The sequence below is a fragment of the Rhizobium sp. SVR5-9E genome, assembly GCF_056755095.1.
Genome location: NZ_JBNDHS010000281.1, coordinates 1 through 366, shown reverse-complemented (window position 1 = coordinate 366; position 366 = coordinate 1). Strand labels below are relative to the sequence as shown.

General features: G+C 41.0%; 1 protein-coding gene. It reads right to left on the bottom strand.

Annotation, left to right across the window (positions count from 1 at the left end; translation table 11 throughout):
* Positions 1 to 126: 126 nt before the first annotated feature.
* The coding region (locus ACPYOJ_RS34795) for a hypothetical protein (protein WP_481420294.1) at positions 127 to 366 on the bottom strand (240 nt) is incomplete at its 5' end.

Genomic DNA, 366 nt, shown 5'->3' with positions numbered 1-366 from the left:
GAAAAGTAGTCTAGGCTGGACTACTTTTTTATGTTAAATTAGCGGCAAAAAAAAACATTTCAAAACCTATAATTTAACACTATGGAAATTCAGTACTTCCTCCCTAATAAGGGGGAATCCCGCGATCTACGTGTTGTGATCTTCGACGCGGCGGCCAACATTAATTATCGATTCAGAACGTATCTTAAAGTCGATACAAACCACTGGAACCCCGACCGGCAAAGACCCGCCAACATTTACCTGAAAAGGAACAAAATGATCAATCAAAAGCTGGACAATATCAAGATGTGCCTTCTGGATATTTTTAACAGCAAAAGAAACATCCCCGTATCGCCGCGAAAGCTGGCCAGAACCATCAAGAATATC